The sequence below is a fragment of the Ensifer aridi genome (assembly GCF_002078505.1).
In the GTDB taxonomy this organism is placed as follows: Bacteria; Pseudomonadota; Alphaproteobacteria; order Rhizobiales; family Rhizobiaceae; genus Sinorhizobium; species Sinorhizobium aridi.
Map to the genome: position 1 here is coordinate 1 of NZ_LUAV01000001.1, position 17,544 is coordinate 17,544.

General features: G+C 56.0%; 11 protein-coding genes and 3 pseudogenes. 7 read left to right on the top strand and 7 right to left on the bottom strand.

Features of this window, described 5'->3' with window-relative positions; translation table 11 throughout:
* Positions 1-291: 291 nt before the first annotated feature.
* From AYK65_RS00005 to AYK65_RS00025, 4 genes are all read left to right on the top strand, one after another.
* On the top strand, positions 292-1,296 hold the full coding sequence (locus AYK65_RS00005) for an L-histidine N(alpha)-methyltransferase (RefSeq protein WP_081157695.1): 1,005 nt from the start codon (positions 292-294) through the stop codon (positions 1,294-1,296).
* Positions 1,297-1,440: 144 nt separating this feature from the next.
* Entirely contained in the window at positions 1,441-2,787 is a 1,347-nt protein-coding gene (locus tag AYK65_RS00010; RefSeq protein WP_081157696.1) for an ArgE/DapE family deacylase, read from the top strand.
* An 866-nt stretch (positions 2,788-3,653) separates the two neighbouring features.
* Complete coding sequence (locus AYK65_RS00020) at positions 3,654-4,415, top strand: MFS transporter (RefSeq protein ID WP_081157698.1); 762 nt, start codon at positions 3,654-3,656, stop codon at positions 4,413-4,415.
* A 374-nt stretch (positions 4,416-4,789) separates the two neighbouring features.
* On the top strand, positions 4,790-5,911 hold the full coding sequence (locus AYK65_RS00025) for an IS110 family RNA-guided transposase (protein WP_081157699.1): 1,122 nt from the start codon (positions 4,790-4,792) through the stop codon (positions 5,909-5,911).
* Between the two features lie 379 nt (positions 5,912-6,290).
* On the opposite strand, the pseudogene AYK65_RS34025 reads toward AYK65_RS00025, so the two are convergent.
* A pseudogene (locus AYK65_RS34025) lies at positions 6,291-6,711 on the bottom strand (ATP-binding protein); the annotation flags it as partial.
* Positions 6,712-6,724: 13 nt separating this feature from the next.
* Between AYK65_RS34025 and AYK65_RS32855 the strand changes: the two are divergent.
* From AYK65_RS32855 to AYK65_RS00045, 3 genes and pseudogenes are all read left to right on the top strand, one after another.
* Positions 6,725-7,243: pseudogene (locus tag AYK65_RS32855) on the top strand (transposase); the annotation flags it as partial.
* A 533-nt stretch (positions 7,244-7,776) separates the two neighbouring features.
* Positions 7,777-8,319 (top strand): diaminobutyrate acetyltransferase, encoded by a 543-nt coding sequence (ectA, locus tag AYK65_RS00040; RefSeq protein ID WP_081157700.1) that lies wholly within the window; start codon positions 7,777-7,779, stop codon positions 8,317-8,319.
* Positions 8,320-8,737: 418 nt separating this feature from the next.
* Positions 8,738-9,053: pseudogene (locus tag AYK65_RS00045) on the top strand (transposase domain-containing protein); the annotation flags it as partial.
* 105 nt (positions 9,054-9,158) lie between these two features.
* Here the strand turns inward: AYK65_RS00045 and AYK65_RS00050 are convergent.
* The 6 genes from AYK65_RS00050 to AYK65_RS00075 form a co-directional block, all read right to left on the bottom strand.
* Positions 9,159-10,808 (bottom strand): dipeptide ABC transporter ATP-binding protein, encoded by a 1,650-nt coding sequence (locus AYK65_RS00050; RefSeq protein WP_081157701.1) that lies wholly within the window; start codon positions 10,806-10,808, stop codon positions 9,159-9,161.
* Positions 10,805-11,734 (bottom strand): ABC transporter permease, encoded by a 930-nt coding sequence (locus tag AYK65_RS00055; RefSeq protein ID WP_081157702.1) that lies wholly within the window; start codon positions 11,732-11,734, stop codon positions 10,805-10,807. The genes AYK65_RS00050 and AYK65_RS00055 overlap by 4 nt, the downstream gene beginning before the upstream one ends.
* A gap of 8 nt (positions 11,735-11,742) precedes the next feature.
* On the bottom strand, positions 11,743-12,702 hold the full coding sequence (locus tag AYK65_RS00060) for an ABC transporter permease (protein WP_081157703.1): 960 nt from the start codon (positions 12,700-12,702) through the stop codon (positions 11,743-11,745).
* Between the two features lie 90 nt (positions 12,703-12,792).
* Positions 12,793-14,352 carry an ABC transporter substrate-binding protein gene (locus tag AYK65_RS00065; protein ID WP_081157704.1) on the bottom strand — a complete coding sequence of 520 codons (1,560 nt, stop codon included), beginning with the start codon at positions 14,350-14,352 and terminating at the stop codon, positions 12,793-12,795.
* A 42-nt stretch (positions 14,353-14,394) separates the two neighbouring features.
* Positions 14,395-15,756: a CapA family protein gene (locus AYK65_RS00070; protein ID WP_081157705.1), complete on the bottom strand. Its 1,362-nt coding sequence runs from the start codon at positions 15,754-15,756 to the stop codon at positions 14,395-14,397.
* Positions 15,757-15,899: 143 nt separating this feature from the next.
* Positions 15,900-17,321 carry a M20 family metallopeptidase gene (locus tag AYK65_RS00075; RefSeq protein ID WP_244559939.1) on the bottom strand — a complete coding sequence of 474 codons (1,422 nt, stop codon included), beginning with the start codon at positions 17,319-17,321 and terminating at the stop codon, positions 15,900-15,902.
* Between the last annotated feature and the right edge of the window lie 223 nt (positions 17,322-17,544).

Sequence of the window (17,544 nt, forward strand, 5' to 3'; positions counted from 1 at the left end):
CGGTAACAACCGGGTGGTTACGAAACATCGATCAACCGTCGCTGCTGTCATTTACTGTCCAGTTTGTCGAGGCCGCGACACGAAAGTGTACAACTATGCTTCCGGTAGACTCTCGCCTAAGTCACTGAATAACGCGGAGGAAATTCCTCAAAGGCGTTTTTGCGCAGTTGGCACAACTTTTGACATCATTCTTGCTAGGTGGCAGGAGCCGCCGACGAACGTCGAAGTCGTGAGTGAACAACGTATCGTTCTAATGCATCGCCCGTACGACAGTTGTTTGAGGATTAAACCATGCTCCGCACTCTTCCAGCCATATCTAAACCAAACATTGGCCGCCAGTGCAATATTACCGGCACCGATGTTCCGGAAGCAATGATATTCCGAGGCGACTTATTGATATCGTCGCTATCCGGATCGCCGCGCTCCATAAGCTCCATATATTACTATGATGATAACGGATCGGCGCTCTACGAGCGTCTTTGTAAGGAGGAATCATATTATTTATTCCGGGACGAGAGGAGCATACTCGCCAGAAATGCAAAGTCAATTTCTGGAATTACAGGCCCGGTTTCTCTTGTCGAGCTAGGATCTGGGAATGCAGAGAAAACACTTCTATTGATTACCTCTTATTCTGAGATTTTCGGGTCAGTTAACTACGCCGCTATTGACATAAATAGCTCTATCTTGAAGAGAGCTGCTGAAAATATTTTATCAATGAAGTCGGATGTAAACTTCACAGGAATTATCGGAACCTACAATACCGGCTTGGAAAAAGCCGCCACCCTCGTCGGCCCAAAACTCTTACTTTCCCTCGGGAGCTCGGTTGGAAATATGTACGATGATGAGTTATGTGACCTCCTCGGGTCGGTCCGATCGTTTTTGGGTCGCGGCGACTATTTCTTGGTTGGTATAGATTTGGACAAAGAATCTGACGTCTTGGAGGCAGCCTACAATAACCAAAGCGCAATTCTGGCCAATCTTTGTGTTCTGCAGCATTTGAATTGGCGTTTCGATGGAAACTTTGACCTATTTCAGTTTCGACATGTCGCATTCCATAATAAATCTCTTTTTCGCATGGAGGGCCACCTGGAGGCTATGCAGGCTCAATCAATCGATCTCAAAAAACTGAAATTCTCTTTCCACCTCAAAAAAGGAGAGATGATCAGGACGGAAATCATGCGGAAAGTCAACCTGCATCGGTTTCATGAGATGTTCATCAAGTATGGATTGAGCCCGGTGCATAATTGGACTGATTCTAACAAGAGATATGCGATATCTCTCTTACAGCGTGGATAAAGCGACAGACGTAGACTTCCGCGCTTCCGTGGATAATTAGACGTAGTTTTGGCCTTAACTTACGCTCAGCAGTGTAGCAAGCGTTAGCTTTACGCTGCACACGGGGCGGCGATATATCCTATCAAGAAAGTCAGGAGGGCAAACGTGAGCGAACCCACATCTTTGCGGCATCCCACTGCCGCGGCTGTACTCAGCAGATCTCAAATCGAGCGCATCATTAAGGCGACTAAGGACCGTTTCGATGAGCAGGTCGAGTTTTTGCAGCAGTTGGTGCGTGCCGCCTCACTTCGAGGCAATGAAGCGCGAGTTCAGAACATTGTCTCCAATGCCCTCGTAAATCGTGGCTATGAAGTGCGTAGCTTCACGATTGATCCAACTCGCATCGGCGAGGATCCTGCTTTTTCGCCGACTACTTTTGAACTCAGGAACTCAACTATTGTCATTGGTTCCAAGCATTCACCCCGAGAAGGCGGCAGGTCTCTGGCACTCAACGCACACGTTGATGTGGTGCCGGTTGGCAGAAGGGCGCGTTGGAAATACGACCCGTTCTCGGCAACTCTAGAAGGAGACTGGCTCTATGGCCGTGGCGCGGGTGACATGAAAGCTGGCTTGGCCGCAAACCTGTTTGCCCTCGACGCACTGTCGGCTGCGGGGTTCGACCTGACAGGGGCGGTCCAGTTTCAATCAGTCATCGAAGAAGAGACCACAGGCAATGGAGCGGCAATGGTTCTCGCCGAGGGCTTCCGAGCCGATGTTGTTCTCATACCTGAGCCTACCGATGAGAAGGTTGTCAGCGCCAACACCGGCGTCATGAAATTTGCGATCACTGTTCAAGGAGTACCCGCGCACCCATTCGAAGTCGCCGCCGGTAGGAGCGCACTCGACATCGCAATTCGCACCATCGAACATCTGCGCCGCCTCGAACAAGAGTGGATTGCAGAGCGCCCGTTCGACCAACCCGATTTCGCCGGCGTCGACAATCCGATAGCATTGACAATCGGCACCATATCGGGAGGCGAGTGGCTGGCCTCGGTGCCAAGTGAGTGTCGTTTTGAAGGCCGCATTGGCTTCTATCCTGGCGAAACCCCAGAGGCCCGTGCGGCAAGTTTTGAGCGCTTTCTCAGAGAAGTATTTCAGAATGATCCACTACTGAAGGGATGCCCCGAGCCGGAGATCGAGTGGGTCGGGGTCAAGCAAGGGGGATTTGTTCTTACACCAGGAAGCGAAGCAGAAGCACTTCTTGCGACAGCCCACACACTTGCTGACAGCTCCGGAAGGGAGCTTCAACGTTTCGTCATGCCTTGCTACCTCGACGCTGCTGTCTTCGCCTTGCATGGCGACATGACCAGTCTTGTCTACGGCCCGATTGCAGAGAACATTCACGCAGTTGATGAGCGGGTGAGCCTGTCGTCGCTGATGCGGATTACAAAAGCGATCGCTCTGTTTGCGGCGGCTTGGTGTGGAGTAGAGGCCCGACCCGAGCAAGTTTGAACAAAGGACGTAGAGCATGCTTCCGACCAGCCCGCGGTTCCGATCTAATTGATCTTTTCTAGAGCAACCGCAAAGCTCTTGCAGTCTGTGCTGGCGCCTGCTGTCCGCACCCTTAGTGTAAGCGGTCAGCAATAACGTCAGGTTTGAAGCTTCAGGGTGAACATCCGACGAGGCAGCTTCGCTGAAGGCTCGTCTTTAATTTACCGACTCGTGCGATAACCTGGACTTTGATCGAGTCAGAACGCCGGTGAAGCCTTCCGAGGTGACGCCCGCTCACCATCTCTGTCGAGATTCGCTAAGCTGGTGGTGGCTGCCCTGCGGGATTTTGTCCGTAGTTTCACATTTCATCGCAAGCGGTGTTTTGACGTTTTGACCGCACCTTCCGGATCGTAATGATGTTGAGCTCGAACGATGGCTTGGACGTATGTCGATTTCAGAGCTTACGCTTAAAATCGAGCGATGAGGAGCCGGTGCGCCGGTTCGAGGTTTGCGCCGGCAGCGGCCGACGGCGCGAGTGGTTAGCTTCACAATCGGGCCAATCATCGGGGTCGCCGTCGATCATTTTAATCGGAGTACCTTCTTATCATCGGCGAAATCATTCGGATAGCCGGGCTCACATGGCTGGTCGTGAGCATCCAGACACGGTTGTTGGACCTGACCGGAATGATGTGTCTCCACATAACAGCCTCCATCGTCTACTTCGGCGCGTTACTCTCCATTCCATCAACGCAGGGATTGCTCCGAGCAGTTGCAGGGAAGGCGCTCGCGCGAATTGTCACGGGCGCGGTCTCAGTAGGCTTGGCTGCAGAAGTGGTAGGTGCTGTTACGGCCGGTACGGCCCTTGCGCTATTCGGAACGACAGCCTGATGATCTGTATCGCGTTTTCGGCTTTGGCGGCTGCTTTTGCGAGTGGCTTGCATGCCGAGGGGAGGGTTCCGACTTATGCAAGTGGATCGTCCTACGTTGCCTCGATCACCGAAGGGGTACGGATTATCTTTGTCAATTGCCAAGTGTTAGTAATTTGCCTCGCACTCATCTATTCTTGGGCTACAGCTCAGATGGCCTTGTCACTGCTGGCGGGCTTTACTCGCCTGGAGCTTCGCCTGAATGCCGACGCCTATGGATGGATAGAAGCAATGTGGGGGATTGGAGGGTTGAGCGGCGGGGTTACTCCAATTTGCCTATCTCGTAAAGCATTTGACCGTAACTTGCTGCGATTCGGTGTGCTGCTTCTGCCAGCGGCGACAGCAGGCTTTTCCGTAGCACAGGGCTTTTGGACCACGCTGCTGCTGCATGGGCTGATGGGCACGGCCTTCGCCATAAATTTGGCGATCTGCAATTCGCACATCCTCAGGGCGGTCGACGCCCGCGCCATTGGTCGCGCCCGGAATAATCTTCAGGCCGCCATTGAAGCAGTAGGTGTTGGGGTTTTTCTATCTCCTATTTTTTATCGTGATGCATCCGTGCGTGAAGTCTATTTAGGGTTCTCTTTGATCCTCGCTTCGGCCGCAGCGATGCTCCTGGTCGCCCATCATAGGGCTGAAAGACATGCTAAAGCATTGCCCTCGGTTGCCCCCTGTGAGCGACGCGACAAGCCGATCCCCCAAACCCCCTGTGCTTTTGACTAGGCCGGCGAAGGCATGCGGCCATGTTGGCCGAAGCGGTTGATCGCAGAGTGCGGTGCCCCTGGATTCCGGCCGATGCGCTCTGTTGTGGGGATTACCAGACGCGCCATATGCTTGAGGAGCGCCAAGCTCATCGGCTGTCACGAATATCCGCACCTCATCGCTCGGCAGATCTATGGCCCCAAGCCCGCCAGTGTGCTTCTATCCTCCCAATCGTCACTCTGCCGAACGAAATTCGTCAGGCCGAGCCCATGCTCGCCTACGCAGAAAACGTGGTTTGTCAGTGCCTCCGTGAATTGACCGGATGACGATCACTTGCGCCGAGATCGGGGCTTTCTGAATGTGCTCATTGAACGAGCAACAGAAGGGAAGCTCTCATGGCAGGAAAGAAGTTTATCGGCCTTGACGTTCATCAGGACACTATTGCCATTGCAGTTGCAGATGATGGCGTTGACAGTGAGGTCCGTTATTTCGGGACAATTGCCAATCGACCTGAAGCCCTGCATTCGGCGCTGAAGAAGATCGGGCAAGGCGGCTCGGAGCTTCGCGTCTGCTATGAATCCGGGCCATGCGGGTTCATCATCTATCGCCTCCTCGCAAAGCTCGGCGTGGACTGCATGGTGATCTCACCGTCTTCAAAGCCGCGACGGCCGGGAGATCGGGTGAAGACCGATCGTCGGGACGCGCAAACGCTAGCCCGTTTGTTGCGCGCCGGCGAGCTGGTCGCGGTGTGGGTGCCGGACGAAGCGCATGAAGCGGTTCGCGACGTCGTCCGCGCTCGGCGGCAGGCGAAAGATGAACTCGGTGCGGCAAAGTCCACTCTGAAGAGTTTCCTGCTGCGTCACGGTCGACGGTTCAACGGCAAAGCGATCTGGGGCAAGGCTCATTGGGGCTGGCTGTCGGAACAGAAGTTTGCCTTTCCGCACCAGCAATTTGTGTTCGAGGAATACAAGCGGCGCATTCATGATCTGATCGCCCGTTGCAACCGGCTGGACGACGTTTTGAAGGAAGCCGTCTCTGGCTGGGTACTGGGTCCTCTGGTCCATGCGCTTCAGGCTTTGCGCGGTATCAAATTGACGGCGGCCGCTACGCTCGTTGCGGAGATCGGCGATCTGCATCGGTTCGGCAGCCCCAAACAGCTGATGGCATGGCTCGGCCTGGTACCGGCCGAGCATTCCAGCGGCAAGAGGATCAGGCGTGGAGAGATCACCCGCAGCGGTAACGCGGCGGCTCGGACGATGCTGATCGAATCGGCATGGCATTATCGTTTCCCGGCCCGCGAGGGGCGAAGCTTGATAGACCGGAATGCCGAGATTCCGGAACATATTAGAGCCATTGCCTGGAAAGCGCAGGTTCGCCTTTGCGCCAAGTTCCGGAGACTTGTCGCTTCGGGAAAGCAGACGGTCAAGGTTGTGACCGCCGTTGCTCGGGAGCTGGCCGGGTTCATCTGGGACATCGCCCGGCAAACACCGCCCGTCGCTGTTGAACCACGGCGCTAGCGCGCGCAGGGCGAAGCTGGTCTGGGTTGCGCAGCCCGGAGCGCGCGGCCTCAGCCACAACGCGGTAGTTGCGAACGGAAAGAAACACTGGACTTGGTTGGCGTGCTGCGCGGTCTGAATGATGTAGGATAATCCTCGATACGGCGCTGGGGCAGATATGATCAATGCCCGGTCAATTGAAGGAGGAAGGTCCGCGACGGAAAAGGGTCGTGCGGTAGCCAATCCGCGAATAGGTGCTTGATCAATCGTCGTCAGGCAACAGCCGCGCAGCACACCTGCCAAGTCCCCGATCTTGTAACGGCATCAATTTTGGTGCCAGAATTACTATGAGCACAATCAGTCGTGATCGTCATAGGAGTGCCGAAGTAAAATTCCCCAATTACACTGACGGGGTCGTCATGGACGAAATGGCCTTTTTTCGGCGGACGTCTCCTTGGTTTCGGCGGCGGGCTGAAGGCTGGCGGCGTGATCATCGCCTTCGAGCGGACATGCTCCGGCGTGAGCTCGGCATGCTGACGCAGTCGATAGCTTGATCCATCGATCTGCACGACCACGGCATGGTGCAGAAGCCTGTCGAGCAGCGCGGTGGCGGCCACCGGGTCGCCGAAGACATCGCCCGTTCGGCAAAGCCGCGATTTGAGGCAAGGATCATCGCGTCGCGTTCGTAGCGGGTGTTGACGAGTTGGAAGACCAGATTGCCGGCGACGGCCGGAAGATACCCGATTTCGTCGACGATCAGCAGGCTTGGCTGCAAAAGAAGCGGATGCGCCCTGGCGCATGCCTTCTCGTTTTCCGCGGCTACACGGCGCTGACCGACTTCTTGCGCAACTTAGGCCGCCGAGCGAGCAAGGCTTTGAGGTTCGCTTCGAGACACCGCGGGGCGAGCGGACGCAGGTCGATTTTGCCCAGTTTCATGTCGTCTTCACGGATGAACCGACGACGCCGAGGTTTGTCTTCCATGGTGCTCGCGGCTACAGCCGCCTCATCTGATCGCGGTTCGTGATGCATCAGAGCCTGCCAACCGTGCTGCGTTGCCACGTCGCCTGTTTTGAGGCCATTGGGGGCGTTCGGCGCGAGATCCTTTACGATCGGATGAAGACGGCAGTCACGGGCGAAGGCGCGACAGAGGGTATTATCTATAACCGTGCGGTGATCTCGCGCGTCAGTGCGGCTTTCATCCGAGGGCATGCCGTCCCTATCGGGCCAAGACCGTTTTGCTATATTCGTGAAGACTTCTTTCTGGCGCCCTCGTTCCTCAACCTCGACGACCTCAGCGCTGAACTGTGGCACTGGTTGGACAGCGTCTCCAGTCCGCGCACACATGCATCGAGCGGTAGCAGCCGCTCGTAGAGCGCGTCGAGAGGGTCACGCGCGAGATCGAGGAGATCACCCGGAGCGAGGCGAATTGCCGACGCCTGATGAGTATTCTTGGGTAGGTCCGCTCATCTCGATGACGGCGGTGGCGGCGATCAGCACGGGCGCAGCCTTCGACCGCGGTTGCGGCTTTGAGGTTTGGCGCGGCTTGATGCTTCGGCAGCAGAGTACCGGTGGTAAGCCGGTCCTCGGGCCCATCTCGAAGACGAGGCAGCAGGTATCATCGTCACTCTCTTGGTTGGTGCACTTTTCGCTTCGTTCGGGGTAGTTGCTCAGCCTGTCCCATATACTACAAGGTCAGGCATGAGACACGTCGCGTTGAGGGCCTCATAAGTTTGTGAACCGAATTCCCCGTTGGCACGATATATGCAAAGCTGCAATCGCTGTCTCACGGAGTGAGGAAAGATGATCGTGGGCCTGCCGTCGCTTTGGCCCTTACAGCCCAGTGGCGGCTGTGTTTGGCGTGAGGGAACTGAGAAGGGAGCCTGTGGATGGCTGATGGCAGACAGAGCCTAGTTTTTCAATCCGACGTCGAGTCGGAGCGGGTGACATTCCGAAAACCGGCGCCCAATCATGCAGCCGATGTGTGGGATCTCGTCGGGCTCTGCCCGCAACTAGACCGCAACTCGTTTTACTCCGAACTCCTGCTTTGCACTGATTTCGCTGACACTTGCGCAATCGCGGAGAGCGCTGGAGAGATTGTTGGTTGGCTATCGGCGTATCGCCCGCCCAGAGAGCCATCCACGCTCTTCGTCTGGCAGATTGCTGTGCATCCTGGGGTGCGCAACAGAGGGGTGGGCAAAGGCCTCATCGTCTCAGCCTTGAACAGGCCATGTTGCGAGAGCGTAACGCACATCAAGGCCACCGTCGCGCTCAGCAACAAGGCCTCCAACTCGCTCTTCGCTACTTTGGCTCGGGATCTGGATGCGCCAATTCGACAAGCTTTCTGGTTCGACCGTGACGTCCATTTTAAGGGGCGGTATGAGAGCGAATACATGATAGCGATCGGACCGCTCAAACCACGCTCCATTTAGCTCCTGCAGCAGCGCCTTCGGGCCTTCCGACCTGCTCGGCCCGACCGTCGGTGCCTCGCTATTCACTGAGTCTTGTGAACGGCAAGAGAGGGCAATATGGACTCCCAGTTCGACATCCCAGGTGGGGCTACGCGGTCGGCTTAAGGTGATCGGAGGTCCGACGGCCGGCGGCGCACAGACGCGGAGAAGACACGCAAGTAGGGGTGACACGCTGGCAGGCCATGACTGGCCAAAGCGGCTGCGGCATGAGTCTCTGACGCTGCCTGAAAGCATCGTCGCGGCTCCCCGCCTTTGCGGCGCTGCTGGTTGACGAGCCGTCCCGGCCGAGGCTGACCGGTGCCAGTGTTGATATCATCATGGATGATATTGTGATATTTGATATGGGCCGGCAAGATGCTCGAGCACGCCTACACGCTCCAAGGCGCTCCGCTATGCTTCGCGTCGCGCCATCTTCGAACGGTTCCTGACCGACGGCCGCATCGAGGTCGACTCCAACATCGTCGAGCGCTTACTCGCTCTTTGCCGGCAGCGACGGCGGCGGATGGACTTGGCGACCTGCGACCCTGCTGCACAACGGCGAAGATGAACAACGTCGATCCGCTGGTCTGGCTCACTCAGGCCCTCAAGCGGTTGCCAATGGCTTGCCGAGATCAGAAATCGACGCGATCATGCCGTGGACCTACCACCGCCTGAACGCTCTCGGGCTTATGGCTTACGGAACATCGTCAGAATGACTGCTTCAACGGTCAAGGTCGTCATCCGTGCTCCCAACGTTGGCGTTGACCAGCACGTCGAGCGCAGGGACTGTCGCATCTCTAACTGGCTAACTGTCGCGTTACCTAAGACGGTACTCCCAGGGATAACATCGATTGGACGTCCGCTCGCTTACTCGCCTGAATCGCTGGATCCGGTACAGGGACCGAATTTATCAGAAGCCGCGTATAATCATGGTGCGGGGTCGACATGACCTCGCGCGCTGATCCAAGCTCTAGAAGCTCGCCATGGCGCAGAACTCCGACCCGATGTGAGATTTCTTCCACCACAGCCAGATCATGGCTAATGAACAATGCGGCAAAGCCCAACTCCTTTTGCAAGGACTTGAACAGGTCTAGCACTTTAGCCTGAATCGAGACATCCAAAGCCGACGTCGGTTCATCCGCTACAATGAACTCAGGATTAAGTGCCAATGCTCGAGCGAGACCCACCCGTTGCCGCTGACCGCCTGATAGCTCTCCAGGATAACGGCCGGACATATCACGCGGCAGTTGCACCTGATCAAGTAACTCCAGCACTCGCGATTTAACTGCTGAAGCCGAAGACAGGGCGCGATGAACACGTAGCGGCTCGGCAATACAATCGAACACCGTCATAAATCGATTAAAGGAAGAAGCTGGATCCTGAAAAATAAACCCGACGCGTCGGCGCAATTCGCGCAGCCTCTCCCCTTTCACATGGCGCAGATCAGTTCCGAAAAGCCGCATCGCACCGCCAGTTACAGGCGAGAGCCCAACGACGGCACGGCCGATCGTGCTCTTGCCAGATCCGCTTTCGCCGACAAGACCCAACACCTCGCCAGCTGCGATGTCGAAGCTCACTCCCCTAATCGCGTGCACCAACGTTCTGCCGAAGCGGCCCGGATAGGTAATCTCCAGCTGATTAGTCTCAAGGACCAGCCCCTCCCGGTTGGTAGCATCCTCCTTCGGCGTCCCCTCGCCCAAACGTGGGACTGCGGCTAGTAGTCTGCGGGTATACTCAGCTTGCGGCGAAGCAAAGAGTGCCGCGCTGGAGGCCTCTTCTACGATCCGGCCTTGGTACATTACCGCCACCCGGTCTGCTAGCTCTGCCACTACTCCTAGATTGTGAGTGATAATTAGGATCGAAGTGCCAATTTCGTCTCGGCAGCGCCGCAGCAGATTCAGAATGCCCGCCTGGACGGTCACGTCGAGAGCGGTCGTCGGTTCATCTGCGATGATGACCGCCGGGCGAAGCGCCAGCGCCATGGCAATGACGACCCGCTGTTTCTGACCGCCAGAAAGCTGATGCGGGTAGTAATCGACCCTCGTCTCAGGATCCGGGATACCGACTTCGCGCAGGAGCTCAATGGCACGGGCGCGACGTTTCCGCATATCACCCATTCCGTGCGCCCTCAGCCCTTCACCAATCTGCCAGCCGATGGTAAACACAGGATTGAGTGCGGTCGATGGCTCCTGAAACACCATGGCTGCTGCTTTGCCGCGAATCCGCTCCAGGTTCTTCGGAGAGGCTGCAAGCACGTTCTCCCCAGTCAGGTTAATGCGCCCGTCAACAATAGCGCCTTCGGGGAACATTTTCAGAGCTGAACGGGCAGTCAATGATTTGCCGGAACCGCTCTCGCCGACCAAGGCGAGTATCTCACCAGGTCTAAGTTCCAACGAGACATCGCGCACAGCCTCAATCGCGCCTTGGCCAAAAGAGATATTCAAGTTCTCGATGACGAGGGGCATGGTCATTGATGATCTCCTTTGCCGCTGCGCGGCACGACAAGACGAAAAAACCTCCTTACGCCACCAGCTTCTCGGGCGCTCATCCTTGGATCAACCAGATCGCGCAAACCGTCACCGATCATGGTGAGGCCGACCACGGTGATCACTACGGCCGTGCTGGCGAAAAGAACCATGTATGGCGCTTTTGTAATTGCGGCCTTTCCATCATAAAGAATATTGCCCCAACTGGCTGCCGGCGGAGGCACGCCCGCGCCGAGAAAGCTCAACGCTGCCTCAATCACAATCGTCTCTGCGAAAATGAAAGTTACTTGCACCGCTACAATCGATAGCACATTCGGGAAGATGTGCCTCGCCATGACATGGAGATTGCTTCCTCCCATGGCTATGGCAGCTTCGACGAATGTTTCTGAGCGAAGGGCAAGCGCACGAGCGCGCACGAGTCTGGCGATGCCTGGCACAAAGACAATCACCAGTGCAATCACAAGATTGCTGAAATTCGGCCCGAAGGTCGCCGTCAGCGCGAGCGCGAACAGCAGGGCTGGAATGGCCATCAACCCGTCGCAAATTCGCATAATGACATGGTCCAGCAGACGAGAAAAGCTCGCGAGGATGCCAACAGCAACGCCGAGCGAGGCAGCCAGCACGGTGACGAGGGCCGCCAGACTAAGGGATGTCGAAGCCCCGAACAGAATGCGCGCCGCCAGATCTCGTCCGAAATTATCGGTGCCGAAGGGATGCGCCACCGACGGCGGCTTCAGCCGATTCAGAGGATCGACCGCCAGTGAATCGAGGCCCATCAAAGGTGGGAGCACGACCGCAGCTAGCGCCATCCCCCCGACGATGATCAGGCCAACGATCAGGTGAGGATTTTGCATCGCGCGGGAAAATGCCCCGCCACGCCGACCGAGGATAGTTTGGGTCAATTCAGTCATAGCCCTGTTCACTTCACAACTGAGTCTGTAAGTCGCACCCTAGGGTCGATGACGCCGTAGAGCAGATCCACCAACAGGTTGAGACCGAGATAAATGATGGTCAAGAACAGGACAACGCCCTGCAAGACGGGATAGTCGCGTCGCTCGATCGCATTGACGAGGAGTGAGCCGATCCCAGGTATATTGAAGATCGACTCTGCTACGACTGCACCACTCAACAGTGATGCGAAGCTCAAACCGATCATCGTGATGATTGGTAGACCCGCATTGCGCAACGCGTGGGCGAAGAGCAATCGATTCTCGCTGACACCGCGGGAGCGAGCGGCATCCACGTATTCTGATTTCAAAACATCGAGCACCGAAGCACGCACCGTGCGTGTGATAAGAGCTGCATAGATCGTTCCCAGGGAAAGTGCGGGAAGGATAAGATAACGGAGCCCGTTCCAGGGATCGCTAAATGGATCGCGGTAACCTGCCACCGGCAACCATCGGAGCCAGACCGAAAAAATGATTACCAGAAGGAGACTGAGGACGAAGCTCGGGAACGTAAGTCCGATAAGGGTAAAGCCTGCGATTCCCTGATCGAAGGCCGAACCTCGCCAACGGGCTGCCAGCGTTCCCAATGGGACGGAGATCACAAGGGCGTACACAATGGTGAGGACGGCAAGTTGCATTGTCGGCCCAAAATGCTGCCCAATCGCGGTACTCACAGGCATATTCAAGAAATAGGATGTCCCCAAGTCCCCGCGGAACGCATGCGACATCCATTCAAGATAGCGATGCCAAAGGGGCTCATTCAGTCCCATGCTGTCCCGAAGCTTCTGGACGTCGGCTTCCAGCGCCTCTGGCCCAAGCACAATGCGCGCCGGATCTCCTGGTGCTAACCAACCGAGAGAGAAAACAACGATTGAAACAACAAGCAAGACGGGGATAAGTGCCCCCGCCCTCCGGAGAGTGTATGTGAACATAAGATGAAACTCCGAATTCGGGCGATGCCGCACCACGCATGGATGCGGCATCGCTGCACTAGAGCGACCTCATCAGCCAAGATCTTCGGTTTAGTCGCGCAGACGAGCAGTCCAGAACATCAGGTCGTATTGAACGTCAATCGCCTGAACCCGTTTAGACGTCGCGAACGGGAAGTCCACCTCGCCGAGTCTCACGGATGGAATATAACTCTGATTCCATTCTTCCAACTTGCGATAGAGTTCGTTCGCTTGCTCCATCGTGCCTGCCTTGCGAAACTTGGCTAAAATGTCTTCAAGCTTCGCGTCTTGCGGTCCTCCGGGAAAATCCTTGTTCAGGAAAATTAGCTGCGTTGGTGCGGGCTTGGGGGAGGCCTCCAGAATGATCAGGTCCCATGCCTGCCTGTCGGCCCGCGCCTTAACATAGGTTGACCAATCGTAACTTTCGAGCTTGACCTTCAAGCCCAACCTCTGCAGCTGTTGCTGGACGACGATTGCGGAATTGTACATCTCTGCATAGTCGCGAGAAGTAATGAGGACTAATTCTTTGCCATCATAGCCTGCTTCCTGAAGCAGGTTCATGGCCTTTGTAACATCGGCGGGATTGAAATCGGTCTTGCCGACGTCCGCTGCCCACTGTTTCTGAGCCAGCAGCATCAAGTGGTTGTTTAGCCGGAAGAATTGCGGATCAACGGCAGCGGCGGTCAAAACCGATTCCCGCTCAAGCCCTAAGTTGATCGCCTCACGGGCACGCTTGTCCTGAAAAATGCCTGGCTTGCCGAAATTGAATCCCAGATTGATCATCGCGCTTGATGCCGAGCCAAGGTTGAGTTCATCACTCGAGCGCAGCTCCGATATGCTATCGTATGCCAGGGGAGTGGCGATATCGTACTCGCCGCTGGATAAGCCGAACGTCCGCGTGGATTCGTCGGGTACAAATTCAATTCTCAGCTTGGCGAATGCCGGCGTGCGGTCCCCTGCTGTGCCACTCTGTGTGCCATCGAAGGACGTATAGTCAGCATAGCGCTCCAATTCGAGCGCACGATCTGCCTCCCAGTTAGTCAGTCGGAATGGACCCGTTCCGACTAACTTGGTCACAGGCTTATCTGTTGCTGCTTCAGCAATCACGCCCGGCATAATAACAGGATCCTGCGTGTAGGCAGGTGCTAGCGACTCCAGCGCATTGAATCGTGGGACGGGAAGATTGAGCACAACCGTGTCCGCGCCTTCGGCAGCCCAATTTGCGCCCTCGAAGACGCTTTTTCCTGTGAGAGAGTAAGTCTGCCATCGCTTAAGCGATGCGACGACATCCTTGGAGGTCAACGGCTCACCGTTGTGAAATTTGACGCCACTACGCAAGGTAAAGCGATACGTTCGGCCATCTTCGCTGACGCTCCAGCTTTGAGCAAGTCCGGGCTGGACGTTCATACTGGCATCAAGCGTAACCAATGTTTCGAATATGTTCCGAGCGAGAACGTTCGTTGTACTTACGGTAGTTACATGCGTGTCGAGACTTGGCGGCTGGGCACCAAAGGCTACGACCAGAGTATTTTCCTCCTCTGCGAAGCACGTGTTCGAAAACGTCAGTGAAGCCGCCGCGAGCGCCAACACCGATGCGCCGAGCAAGCTACGTCGTGTGAATTTAAATGCCATTGTAGTTCCTCTCTGTTTAGGTTTGTTTTGTATTGTTTTGGTTTAGGATGTGAGCTGGTTCACATTTCTTTTGGCATCGCCTGACCCCGACGCCTTAAGTTCAGGTTCACTCATGACCAGACGACAGGTGTTTGAGTTCAACTCCAGCTTGGTTCCAAACGGCTGGGAGAGTGCCGAAAAGTGCTCGAGGATGACAGATGCGGCCTCCCCTAAGGCAAGCCGCGGTCGTCCTCGGCGATGACGAGCTTCGCCCAGGCCCAGCGACACCGGGTGGATGATCAGGGAGACGAGATCATTACCTTCGAACTCGCAGACCGGTAACACGGTTTCCCAATATCTTGGATAAGCGGGGAAGCCGATGCGGTCATTATCAGTTCGCTTCTGGTAAAGGGCGCCTGGTGTATGACTGTCCTCTACTCGAAAAAGATCATACGAGTCCGCTGGCAGGCGCTGTACCAGCTCGTTCTGGCCAATAAAATTGCCGAGGCTATAGAAGATTGGCTTCCGCTTATAAATTTCGAGGCCTCGCAAAATGTGAGGACCGTGGCCCACGAAAACATCCGCACCTGCGTCGATGGCAGCATAGGCGAACTCTCTTATGAACTCGGCAGGATCCTCTTCCCTTTCGCCTTGCTCGTGTGCATGTATGCTCACCACGACTATGTCCGACATTCGTCGGGCCTCCTCGAGCCAGCGCAGGATTTCATCGAGATCTTGCTTGTTCGGGGTTTGTCGGTGCTTAGGGCAGTCAGCTGCCCGAAAATTCATGCCGTTGAATGGAAAAATATCGGCCGCACTCTCAAAGCCGAAGCCGAGATCGATGTCGAGGCGGCGCAGTTGCTCGATGCCTAAGTCAAAGGAGATTATCTTTATCTGCTCCAGCTGCGCAGGGAGGATCTCGTAAACGTTCTCGACACGAAGAGGGTTCAGACCCGGCCTACCCTGCATCGCACGCGTCCGCCTGGCGGCCTGCTGCCCACGAGCAAAGGTAGAGGCACAAGCTACCATGCCAAAAGTTGCAGATGGCGTTGTAAAATAGGAGACCTGCCTTGCTTCCTCGAGGTCTCGGCCGCAACCCGCATGACACAGTCTTCGGCGGTCGAGTTGATGCAAGACATACTCCAGCCCCGATATGCTGTAGTCCAAGCTGTGATTTGTTGCGGTTGCGAACAGGTCAAAACCCGCTTCAACTAGTTCATCCAGAACCCACGACGGCGCGCCGAAATGGGACCCGCCACTATCAAGCGCGGGATCTCCTTGGAAATCATTGGGTAATACTTCGAGGTTCGTGAACGCGGCATCAGCTTGGCGAATGATGTCAAATAGAGGTTTCACTTCCCGGTCGCTGTTGCTGAGAAGCCGCCGTTGGATGATGCTGTCGCCGGTCAGCGCTAACGTTGTCATGCGGCTTTCCGCCTCCCGAGATGATAGTTGTCGTAGAAATTGGTCGACCAGCAACGGTAGCCTCTGCGCTCCGTTCTAGGCCCAAACATGCGGTCAAATGGCCGATGCTGGTAAGTCAATCGGGCTCCAAATCTTCTCCAGCGTCATGTTCGCTTTGCCTTGCGTAATACTTTTGGCAGCACGTCGTCGGGTATCGGGCATTCGTAGGGATTACCGTCCATACGCGATCGGTACTCAGTCTTTGCGGCTTCGACCAGTGATCGTTCGTTCAAGAGATCGAGGGCCGTTGCGGCGAGGACCTTAGCTGCATACGTCATCCCCTTGTGAGCGGCGGGGAGCTTGCCTTGCGCCACCATCTGCCAACTATGAAAGGGTGTACCGACAGCGTAGCAGGCTCCCCAGAACTGCGCTGTTGGCACGACCCGGCTAACGTCAGCGACATCGGTTGAGCCCAGATCGAGCTGACGCTGGTTGCCAAGTGGGACTACACCCGTGTGCATTACCTTTGATAAGTCAACATCGAGCCCAAGTTGCACGAAGGAATCCGCGATTTCCTCCTCTGACAATGTTTCACGGATTCGTTCTCCGAAGTCGAAATCCGAAGCATCGAAATCCGGGCCTCCGGCGGCTTCCAGATTGCGCTGGAGTGCACGGTCGAGCACAGTATTTGGAAGCATAGCCGAAGTGGCGCGGTCAATTTCACATTCGACCGTCGTCTCAGTCATCAGCGCGGCGCCCTCGGCGATCTTTTTTACGCGCTCAAAGATGGCCCAGACTGCACCTATGTCGAGTGAGCGCACGAGATACAATACCGAAGCTTCGGCCTGGACCACGTTCGGCGAGATCCCCCCTGTACTAGTGATTGCGTAGTGCACGCGGGCAGTCTGCGGCATGTGCTCGCGCATGTAGTTGACGCCGACGTTCATCAATTCAACGGCGTCCAGAGCGCTACGACCGAGGTGCGGCGAGACGGCAGCGTGGCTCGCTTTGCCTGCGAAATGAAAATAGGCTTGCAAGTTGGCAAGCGTGTCGGAGACATTTACGGCATTAAAGGGACTGGGGTGCCAGCAGAGAGCGGTGTCAACATCGTCGAATGCACCTGCGCGAGCCATGAACGTCTTTCCAGAGCCGCCTTCCTCGGCCGGGCAGCCGTAGTAACGGATAGTGCCGGACCCATTATTGGCCCTCAGGTAATCTTTTACTGCGACCGCGGCCATTACGCCTGCCGTGCCAAGTAGGTGATGACCACAGCCATGGCCTTCCTTTGACGGGTCGATTGGCTGCATCTCGGTTGCACCGGCAACCTGGCTTAGGCCCGCAAGCGCGTCATACTCTCCAAGAATGGCAATGACGGGAGAGCCGGCGCCGTACTCGGCCGTGAAAGCAGTCGGAAGCGCGGCAATATTCCGCTCGATTCGAAAGCCTTCCTCCTCCAGCGCCTGCATCTGTGCCTTCGACGATTCGTGTTCCTGGAAACGTATCTCGGCGAGATCCCATATGTGGTCAGCGAGCGCTATGAACTTGTCCTTCTTAGCATCAACGTGAGCACAAACTGCTTCGATCACGAACTTGCCCCCCATTCGATTTCTGGGCCGACCTGGATGTACGACATCTGCAGGAACATAAGCCCCCCCAATCGCCCCCTATCTGCCCCCCTCCAAAAATGATAAAGAAGCTTAACGCTCATGTCTGCGAAGCGTAAAGCTACCTTTTGCTAGCTAATAGATAGAATGTTGCAGCGTCCTGTTATGCATAGGTGCGCATATTGCTAGGGTCGTGTATGCCCCA

What these genes read in the sequence shown, in the direction of transcription:
- AYK65_RS00070 (WP_081157705.1), bottom strand. Translation starts at nt 15,756, where the DNA reads ATGACAACGTTAGCGCTGACCGGCGACAGCATCATCCAACGGCGGCTT.
- AYK65_RS00005 (WP_081157695.1), top strand. Translation starts at nt 292, where the DNA reads ATGCTCCGCACTCTTCCAGCCATATCTAAACCAAACATTGGCCGCCAG.
- AYK65_RS00065 (WP_081157704.1), bottom strand. Translation starts at nt 14,352, where the DNA reads ATGGCATTTAAATTCACACGACGTAGCTTGCTCGGCGCATCGGTGTTG.
- AYK65_RS00060 (WP_081157703.1), bottom strand. Translation starts at nt 12,702, where the DNA reads ATGTTCACATACACTCTCCGGAGGGCGGGGGCACTTATCCCCGTCTTG.
- ectA (WP_081157700.1), top strand. Translation starts at nt 7,777, where the DNA reads ATGGCTGATGGCAGACAGAGCCTAGTTTTTCAATCCGACGTCGAGTCG.
- AYK65_RS00055 (WP_081157702.1), bottom strand. Translation starts at nt 11,734, where the DNA reads ATGACTGAATTGACCCAAACTATCCTCGGTCGGCGTGGCGGGGCATTT.
- AYK65_RS00025 (WP_081157699.1), top strand. Translation starts at nt 4,790, where the DNA reads ATGGCAGGAAAGAAGTTTATCGGCCTTGACGTTCATCAGGACACTATT.
- AYK65_RS00020 (WP_081157698.1), top strand. Translation starts at nt 3,654, where the DNA reads ATGATCTGTATCGCGTTTTCGGCTTTGGCGGCTGCTTTTGCGAGTGGC.
- AYK65_RS00050 (WP_081157701.1), bottom strand. Translation starts at nt 10,808, where the DNA reads ATGACCATGCCCCTCGTCATCGAGAACTTGAATATCTCTTTTGGCCAA.